This is a genomic window from Pseudomonas sp. CM27 (genome assembly GCF_013179515.1).
GTDB lineage: Bacteria > Pseudomonadota > Gammaproteobacteria > Pseudomonadales > Pseudomonadaceae > Aquipseudomonas.
On record NZ_JABMCN010000251.1, the window covers coordinates 1 to 8,744 of the forward strand.

Here is an 8,744-nt window from a genome sequence, read left to right on the forward strand (position 1 = left end):
CACGCAAACACGGCATACAGTTGGATTTCCAGGTGCCGGCCAGTCATGCATAGGAAAGCTTTCGCTTCCGCTCTCCGATTTCTTCGTCGCCAAGGCTCCGTTCTCCAGGCGGATTTTGATTCTGGTGTGTCCCAGTCCCACGTCAGCAGGCTAGAGCAAGGCCAGTCCAGCCCGACCTTGGATCGGCTGGAGGAAATTGCCGCTCAGCTTGGACTACACCCCATCACCCTGGTGGCGATCACTTGTGGAGCGAGCGAGCAAATCCCTCCAGCACAGTTGCTCGAGAGGGTTCGCCGGGAGCTGGAAGCTGTTGCAAGCCTCGATCAGCCGCTTCCCATCGAAGATCAGCCCATCACGCATCCGCAGATCATTGAAGCCAGGAAACTGCGTGACGAGGTTCAGCGACTGAAGGGTCTTGGGCACACCAAGGCTGAGATTTCTCGGCTTCTAGGGATTGCTAAGTCGACTGCGGCAAAACACTGGCAGTAAATCCTTACCGCGGGATGGCAACTAGACATCAAGTCTGATGCGCAGCCTTAAATACGCTGTCAAAATCTCCCCTCCCTGGCCAGCCCATCAGAGCCGAGCACAGCTCAGCACTGAATCACAGGTGGGCGTTGTGGCATCGCTTCGCGCCGAGACCTGGTGCAGTCATCAGAAACCCCAAATCAGATTTCGCTGAGCGTGCTCAGCCTTCGTGCTCTAGGAGGAGCAGCATGCAGTTTGTAGCAGATGGGCCAGACGTCCCCGAAGAGCTTTTGCAGGCACATGAAGAAGAGAAAGTGGTGTTCTTCTGCGGAGCTGGAATTTCGTACCCTGCGGGTCTACCAGGTTTCGAAGGCTTGGTTGAGAAAATCTACGACCTGTTGGGAACAGAGAAAGACGAGATCGAGCAGCAAGCGTTCGATAGCCAGAAATACGACGCAACACTCGACCTTCTCGAGCGGAGGATGCCCGGCCAACGTGGGATGTACGGCCACCAGGGGAAAATGAGGCTCGCGTTAGCTGAGGCATTGCAACCTGACCTCAAACCCAAAAGCGCCACGGCTACACACAAAGCACTGCTCAGGCTTGCACGCACAAGGCAGGACACACTTCGGCTCGTCACCACGAACTTTGACAGGATATTTGACGCAGCGGCTAAGCGCTCCAAGCAAAAGCTGCAGACCTACACCGCGCCCATGCTACCGATCCCCAAAAAAAGCCGGTGGAATGGATTGGTAGCCTTACATGGTGTGCTGCCGATCGAGCCTGATGATGATGCGTTGAATCGCTTGGTTATCACCAGTGGCGACTTTGGTCTTGCGTACCTAACCGAGCGATGGGCAGCACGATTCGTGAGTGAGCTCTTCCGCAACTATGTCGTCTGTTTCGTAGGGTACAGCATCAATGACCCGGTGCTCCGCTACATGATGGACGCAATCGCGGCTGACCGGATGCAGGGAGAAAGCACACCCCAGGCGTGGGCCTTCGGCGATTGCGCGCCTGGCCAAGAAGAGCTCAAGACCAATGAGTGGAAAGCCAAGGGGGTAATACCCATCCTCTACAAAGTGGTACCGGGCAGCCACGACCATTCGCTCATGCATAACACGCTCCACGAGTGGAGTGAGACCTACCGGGACGGAATCATCGGAAAGACGCGGATGGTCTCGCTGCATGCGCTTGCACGCCCTTCGTCCAGCACCAAGGAAGATGACTTTGTAGGGCGAATGCTCTGGGCACTCGCGGATAAGACTGGCGATCCGGCCCGACATTTCGCAGATTACAATCCAGCCCCTTCTCTCGAATGGCTAACACATGCGTTCGCAGAGGAACGCTTCCGACACTGTGACCTAAATCGCTTTGGCATCCTAGCATCACAGGATGTGGATAGAGATCTGCGATTCAGTCTGGTCAATCGACCGACTCCTCATGGGCTGGCTCCAAGAATGCGGCTTGCATCTGGCGATGTAAGCAATGTCGCCATGGATGAGGTCATGCTCCATCTATCACGGTGGTTAGTCAGGCACTTGAATGATCCGCAATTGTTGCTGTGGGTAGTGTCACAAGGAGGCGTCCTGCACAGCCACTTGGGAACGTTGATCGAGAATCAACTAGACCGTTTGACGTCGCTCCACCGAGATGGGGGGAGCTTGGAGCTTAAGGAAATTTCAACGAACGCTCCCAATGCTATTCCTACACCCCAGATGGAGCTGCTATGGCGCATAGTGCTCAGCGGTCGAGTCAAGTCGCTTTGGCAACCCACTCGCCTTAACAGCTGGCTGAGTCGCGTCAGAAAAGAAGGCATGTCAGTACTTCATCGACTCGAGCTTCGCGCATTACTTGCACCCAAATTACTGATCAGGGGCTCGATGCATTGGGGAGATGATGCCAGTGACAAGGACGGGGCAATACGCCTTAAAGACCGCTTGAATTGGGAGCTTGTGTTGGCCTCGAGCCACGTCCGCTCAACGCTGCAAGACTTGATGACTTGCCAGATGAACGGATTTCTACCGGGGCTTATCGATGATTTCGAGCGCCTCCTGCTAGAGGCATTGGATCTTGCAAACATCCTTGGAGATGCAACCAATCGCTCAGACAGGTCTTACTGGTACCTGCCTTCCGTTTCACAGCACCCACAAAACCGAGGAAACCGGGACTGGGTCACGCTTATCGAACTACTACGCGATGCATGGCTTGCGTTGCGATTAGAAAATCCGAGACATGCGAGCCAAATCGCGGAGCGGTGGTTCGAAATGCCCTATGCAACGTTCAAGCGGTTAGCACTTTTTGCAGCCTGCCAGGAAGGTAGCGTCGACCAGAATCTATGGGCGGCGTGGCTCACCAGTGAAGATGGCTGGTGGATATGGTCGCTTGAAACCCAGCGGGAGGTATTGCGCCTGATAGTGCTTCAGGGCAGCAAACTATCCAGGTCAGCCGGGGCGCAGCTTCAGCGGGCGATCCTCGAAGGCCCTCCACGTGAAATGTTCCGCCCCGATTTAGAGCCAGAGCGCATTCAGGACTCGACTGCTCACTCAATCTGGCTACGCCTGGCCAAGCTCCAAAGGTCTGGATTCAAACTAAATGCCACCGCGCGCAAACGACTGGAGCAGCTTTCCGTAGCCAACCCACGCTGGCGGGTATCGGAAAATGAGCGTGATGAATTCTCCCACTGGATGAGTGGTACAGGTGATCCCGACTTTGAAAACAGCATCGAGGTCAACGTCGCGCCTAACAAAAAGGCCGAGTTGATCGAATGGCTCAAGTTACCGCCCAAGGAGTCCTATGGGCTCAGCCGGGACACATGGAGCGAAACATGTAGTACTCACCCCCTGAATGCCCTGTTCGCGCTCTCTGAATTTACCTCACAGGGAGAATGGCCTGTCGAGCGCTGGCGGGAAGCACTCCGGGCTTGGTGGGATAGACGATTCCATGCTCGCTTCTGGACGCGGGCAGTACCCGTATTGTTAGCCCTCTCTGATGATAAATTGGCCGACATCGCTCATAGCGTTTCCAATTGGTTGGAAGTGGTTTCTGACAAGACCATCATCAAGGATGAGCATCAGTTGTACGCGCTATGCCGACGACTCATGGACGTGCCATGTGTGTCAGATGATGATTCAGAAGACGATTACTCTACGGTTCCCCCCGTCAATCAAGCCATCAACCACCCCGTCGGTATGGTCACTCAGACGCTGATCAATCACTGGTATCAGCAGTCCCCTAGTGATAACCAACGCTTACCCCCAGCATTGTCGGACTTTTTCACTGAGCTGACGGACACGAGTATCCAACGCAACCGCCATGGTCGAGTGATTCTAGGATCGCACCTGATCTCACTCTACCGGGTAGACAAGGATTGGGCAGAGCGCCGCCTCCTCCCTCTGTTGAACTGGGATCGAGATGCGTTGGAAGCAAAGGGTATCTGGGAAGGGTTTCTATGGTCGGCCCGGCTGTATCAACCGCTGCAAGCGGCCATCAAAAATGAATTTCTGCAGACGGCCCATCACTATGACGAACTGGGTGAGCACAAGCAGCAATTTGCCGCTTTATTGACCTATGTTGCACTAGGCCCCACCGAGGGTTACTCAAACCAAGAACTTCGTAGGGCCTTCGCAGCACTACCTGTCGACGGGCTTGAGGAATCGGCACAGGCGCTCTCGCAATCGCTTGAAGGAGCGGCAGATCAACGTGAGGAAAACTGGCTACACCGTGTTCATCCGTTCTGGAAGCGCATATGGCCAAAAAATCGTGGGCTGATAACAGAGAGAATCGCAGACTCCCTTGCCCAGCTAGCCGTGGCTGCCGGGAAACAATTCCCTGTAGCCCTCAACGCCGTCTCCGACTGGTTGATGCCACTCGACTTCACCTATTCCGTGATGCAGAAGATGGAGAACTCTGGCCTTTGCAGGCACTACCCAGCAGATTCGTTGAGACTTCTTGCGGCTGTGACCGGGGAGCATCAGATCTTTCCCAAAGACCTCCGAAAATGCCTGGAAGATATCGAGCAGTCAGCCCCTGAGCTCAGAGATAACGATCAGTTCCGAAGGCTCGACGAGCTTTTACGGCGCATGAGGGGGTAATCCAAAAAGGTATCCCCTGAGAAGGATAACCCCCTTGGACAATGGTGTTCGATTCGGGGGTAGTTTCAGGGGCTGCCTTCCTGCTCAACCTATCGTGCAGTCCTTTCGACACTCATAACAGATAGGATCTGAGTAGTTGGTTCACTAGGCGCCTAGGCGCTCCTCTGTCATACCGGCTACCGATAGACACCGAAAGGAAGCAAATAATGATCAAAACCGAATCAAGAAAACTCGTACGCCGACCTATCACCACAGAAATCCCCATCGCTAAAATTCGATGTCGCGATGACTTGGTCGTAGATGAAATTTTCCTAAAAAAATATCTGACATACAGCAATGGGAAGAAGCAAGCTCTGCTCACCCGCCTACCGCTGGACAGAATCCTAAACGGTTTTTATCAGAGAAATAATGGGCGATTCGACTTCGTTGAAGATCCTATCCGCAAGGACATGATTGACTACGCAAAGGACATGATCAGATCAGGACACCGACCAGGACTCTACATCTACAAAAACATCAACTCAGGCTCGGACGTAAAATTCATTGCGCCAGACGACAACCATGTTTACCTGGCTTACAAGGAACTCGGGATTGAGAGCGTACCCGTCGTGATCCTGGAGACGTCAGCTGAGCTTGAAGAAAGCGCATTCCAAGTCAGGCACCAGTACTATCACGAAGAGGATCTGGGCGGCTTCATCTGCTCAATACTGCCACAGCCGGAGAGAAGCGATTATTACTCGATCCTTGGTAGAAAGGCATTCCCCGATAATGATTCAAAGCTCGAACACATCCAACGAAACATCGAAGCCCTGATCGAGCGACTGAAAAAATTTCACGGAAACTACAGCAGTGGCATCCATTACCATCAGACATTATTTTCCGTCCTTTATCGCCTGAATGAAAACATTCAAGCCATCAGGCTGCTCATCAAAAATAGCTTCTACTATCAAGCAACTGCATTGCTTCGTTCTATCTACGAAATCTCGTTGGATTTCTACGTCGATTGGTTGGCCCCAGAGCAGGTAGGCTTCTGGCTGCAAACCCACTCAACGGTACATCGCAAAGGCTTTGAAGCCGCCTTAACGATGGCTTCGCGCTCTGATAATGCCAAGCGAAACAAGGTTTGGGCTGAGAGCATGAGATACTGCTATGACTTCTTGAGTAATGTCAGCAACAAGGCGCAGATGTCCCCGCTCGGGCGGAGCTTCTATGACACCGTCTATACGTTCACGTCAGAAGTCATTCATCAAGACTTCAATATGACTGAGATCTATGCGATCCGTATGGAAGATCCGGAACACCGTAGTTTCGACGCCAAGGCCATCACCACTTTGGTACGCTGTATAGATATGATCGCTGGGAAGGTTTGCTTGCGCATTCAACATGACATTGGTACGCCTGTCGATGCGGTGTAATGGCCAGGGCTGATTGCGACTGGTAGCGCAAGCTTCTATACGCATTGTTCAGGCCAACATAATTGGGAGTGGCTTCTCGCGCCTTCCACGAGACCGCTCCTATTGCAAAAATCACTCGATATACCTCAAAGGCTCGAGGCGTCAATGGCTTGGAGTATTGCCACAACTATCAGGGCGTGCCATCATTAACTCATAATAACAAAGAATTACTGGTAAATCTTATGAGCACCCTTTCCCTATCCATCTCGGTTGACGCCCACAACTCTGCAAGATACGTCGTGAAGCATACGACGAGCAAAATTGAATCAACCGACAAATCAGTTTTCCAGCGCATTGGATTAGCCTACCGACTGGCAGACTTTGTTGCGTACTCATACCCAAGCAATCGATATGCCTCGAAAGCCGATTTTGTCGGAGACATGTTACATCTTGGCTTCAGCAGATGTCATAGCGAAGAGCTACTGAGAGCTAAGAAATGGGATGCAAGAATGACGCTTGTGTGGAGCTATCTAGACCCGACAGAACGTGAACTGTCACAAGCACTTGACTATTCTGAATTAGAGAACTACTGGCCTAACCTTGATTTCTTAGAATTGGACTGTACATCTCCATACAGAACAACTGAAGACTATTTCGTGACTACGCCGATGTAACCATTACTCCATAGCAGCAGCTTTCATAGCTTCGAGCGCAGCGTGCTCCGCGCTGTGCCAGCGCATGCACTATATCGTCCTCGCCGTGAGCCCAGTGCACTGACGTCGCCTCCTACTCCTAGGCACGACTCGCCTTGCGGCAATCCCATTCAAACACCTCCTTCACCTGCTTAGCCAACCTTCGGCCACCAAGTTAAATTCATCGATTTACTTATATATTGAACCGTCCCAACCGCTAAAATTTCGTGAGTCTAGCGCGTTAAAAAAGCTTTGCTAACCTGAAGTCACTCACCGGCATCTAACTCACCTTACCTGAGCACGAGGAATCAACCAGAATGATCACCCTCACGCAAATCAAGCTTCATGACGCGGGTATTCCTCATGGCATGAGCGCGCTGAATGAGAAGGCCGTAAAGCAGCCTTTTTATGCCTGTCGATTGCAAGTGGATGCATCGGATAGCCTGTATATCTTCAACGCTTTCTTGGTGATCACTAAAAAGCGAAGCACAGCAAGGACTGACCTGACACAGCTGAGGGCTTTCCGGGGATTCCTGAGCATCGAGATGGCTATGAATGACGACGATGCCAGGTATATTGTGCGCCCGATCGCTGAGGCTCTTTTTTCATCCGTTGACGAAGCGAGTAAAGCTACCGATCAGATCATTGATTCACCGATAGCACGATGCAAGCAGGAGTACTTGGCGCTATCCCCCTCCAAGCGGAAGGTTGAAGAATACCAGTCAGTATTTGAATGCCAGGATCACGGCATTGGCATCTGTGTCGATTTTGGGCGTCTCCGCGCCCTACTTGGCGAGGCTGACTTAACGTACTTCAGCCAACTGCTAGCGAGACACCTGAAAACCACATCGCACGTCTACGCCCAGGGATTTGGCAATAGCATTTGCGGCATTATGCAGGGACTCGTGTACGAGAACCCTGGGAAACCACTTCCGGAGCTTCGCCTTGACAAGCAAAGCACCAATACCTTCATCAAGCATGTGGAGTACCAGGCGATTGATCAGGTAATGAAGGCCGGGTACACACTTGTGCAGGCGTTTGAGAATCGTGAGGTCATCAGGGATTTGATTTCAAAATTCTTTATAAGTAATGTATTTCTTTCCGCCTCGAAGTGAGGGAGGCTGGTTGGGGCTCATATTGATGAGCCCCAACCAGTGGATTGCAATGCACCTGCAAGACTGGACAATGATCCACTTCCACTACATGTAACACCAAGAAGGAGCCTCCAGATACTATGGCGCTATGGCTTTTCGATGAGCTTGAGCATGTCGTCATACGCCTCGTCTTGTGCATCTTCCTCACTGTCCATGTTATAAATTTCACTTAGAGAAGGTCGAGGGTCTTCTTGAGCCTCTTCATCGGCCTCTGCATCGCAATTTTCAAAATCGTAATCGTCGCTGTCCATCTCTTCGCTGGAAATCTGGTCGAACGGATAATTTAAGTCACCCGAACGATCAACAGACTGATTACCCGCTGACGCATCTACAGCCGCCGGCTCAGAACTGAAAAGGCCTTGCACCACGGCATCAGCCTTAGCGCTACCCTGAGCAACCTCCTGAGCGAGGTCTACCGGCTTAGTAACGATCGCGTTGTTGATCGCCGCCCACGCTTTAACCCCCTCCCCGCTCTGCTGCAGCCCCTGACGCTCCAAAGCCTTCTTCATCAGACCTGCTGCGACATCAGGGTCATACTCTTTCTCAAGATCGCTGTACTGGGTGTAATGGGTCACCAGATTAGCCGTACCGCTAGGTTTGTTTGAGCTGGAATCATCTGCCATGGCTTATCCTCTCGTATGAAGTGTTGGGGGGAGGTGGGTTGCTGCTTGCTGATTGCTGGTAACGCCCTCTGGCCTACAAGCAGAAGCGGGTGACTCCACGTGGGCTAAACATCCTGAAAGATGGCCTCGGACGTATCCCTAAGCTAAGGGTAGTTGACACCCGGCTGGGAGATGCCATAGCACGTCGAACGGTACGAGAATCTCCGGGCTTGCGGGCAATCCCTGCGCAGGCCAGCAGCCCGACAGCGGCGATAACTGATACTTGAAGCTCTTGAATCGGGATTGGCGACATCAGCCCCCTAGACCGGCGCTAATCTGC

At 52.4% G+C, this 8,744-nt stretch carries 6 protein-coding genes; 5 read left to right on the plus strand and 1 reads right to left on the minus strand.

Going from position 1 to position 8,744, the window contains the following annotated elements; translation table 11 throughout:
• The 5 genes from HP547_RS24200 to HP547_RS24220 form a co-directional block, all read left to right on the plus strand.
• Positions 1-489, plus strand: a 489-nt coding sequence (locus tag HP547_RS24200; protein ID WP_256676411.1) for a helix-turn-helix domain-containing protein, incomplete at its 5' end; no start/stop codon positions are given.
• Positions 490-716: 227 nt separating this feature from the next.
• Complete coding sequence (gene dsr1, locus HP547_RS24205; protein WP_172287874.1) at positions 717-4,562, plus strand: anti-phage defense-associated sirtuin Dsr1; 3,846 nt, start codon at positions 717-719, stop codon at positions 4,560-4,562.
• Positions 4,563-4,768: 206 nt separating this feature from the next.
• Complete coding sequence (locus tag HP547_RS24210) at positions 4,769-5,977, plus strand: DUF5677 domain-containing protein (protein WP_172287876.1); 1,209 nt, start codon at positions 4,769-4,771, stop codon at positions 5,975-5,977.
• Between the two features lie 221 nt (positions 5,978-6,198).
• Positions 6,199-6,630: a hypothetical protein gene (locus HP547_RS24215; protein WP_172287878.1), complete on the plus strand. Its 432-nt coding sequence runs from the start codon at positions 6,199-6,201 to the stop codon at positions 6,628-6,630.
• Positions 6,631-6,965: 335 nt separating this feature from the next.
• A complete protein-coding gene (locus HP547_RS24220) occupies positions 6,966-7,763 on the plus strand; it encodes a hypothetical protein (RefSeq protein ID WP_172287880.1) in 798 nt (265 codons plus the stop codon).
• Positions 7,764-7,888: 125 nt separating this feature from the next.
• Here HP547_RS24220 and HP547_RS24225 read toward each other — a convergent pair whose 3' ends face one another.
• Positions 7,889-8,425 carry a hypothetical protein gene (locus HP547_RS24225; RefSeq protein WP_172287882.1) on the minus strand — a complete coding sequence of 179 codons (537 nt, stop codon included), beginning with the start codon at positions 8,423-8,425 and terminating at the stop codon, positions 7,889-7,891.
• Positions 8,426-8,744: the final 319 nt, after the last annotated feature.

Excerpts from the sequence above, each read along its gene's own strand:
- dsr1 (WP_172287874.1), top strand. The coding sequence starts at position 717 with ATGCAGTTTGTAGCAGATGGGCCAGACGTCCCCGAAGAGCTTTTGCAG.
- HP547_RS24225 (WP_172287882.1), bottom strand. The coding sequence starts at position 8,425 with ATGGCAGATGATTCCAGCTCAAACAAACCTAGCGGTACGGCTAATCTG.
- HP547_RS24220 (WP_172287880.1), top strand. The coding sequence starts at position 6,966 with ATGATCACCCTCACGCAAATCAAGCTTCATGACGCGGGTATTCCTCAT.
- HP547_RS24210 (WP_172287876.1), top strand. The coding sequence starts at position 4,769 with ATGATCAAAACCGAATCAAGAAAACTCGTACGCCGACCTATCACCACA.
- HP547_RS24215 (WP_172287878.1), top strand. The coding sequence starts at position 6,199 with ATGAGCACCCTTTCCCTATCCATCTCGGTTGACGCCCACAACTCTGCA.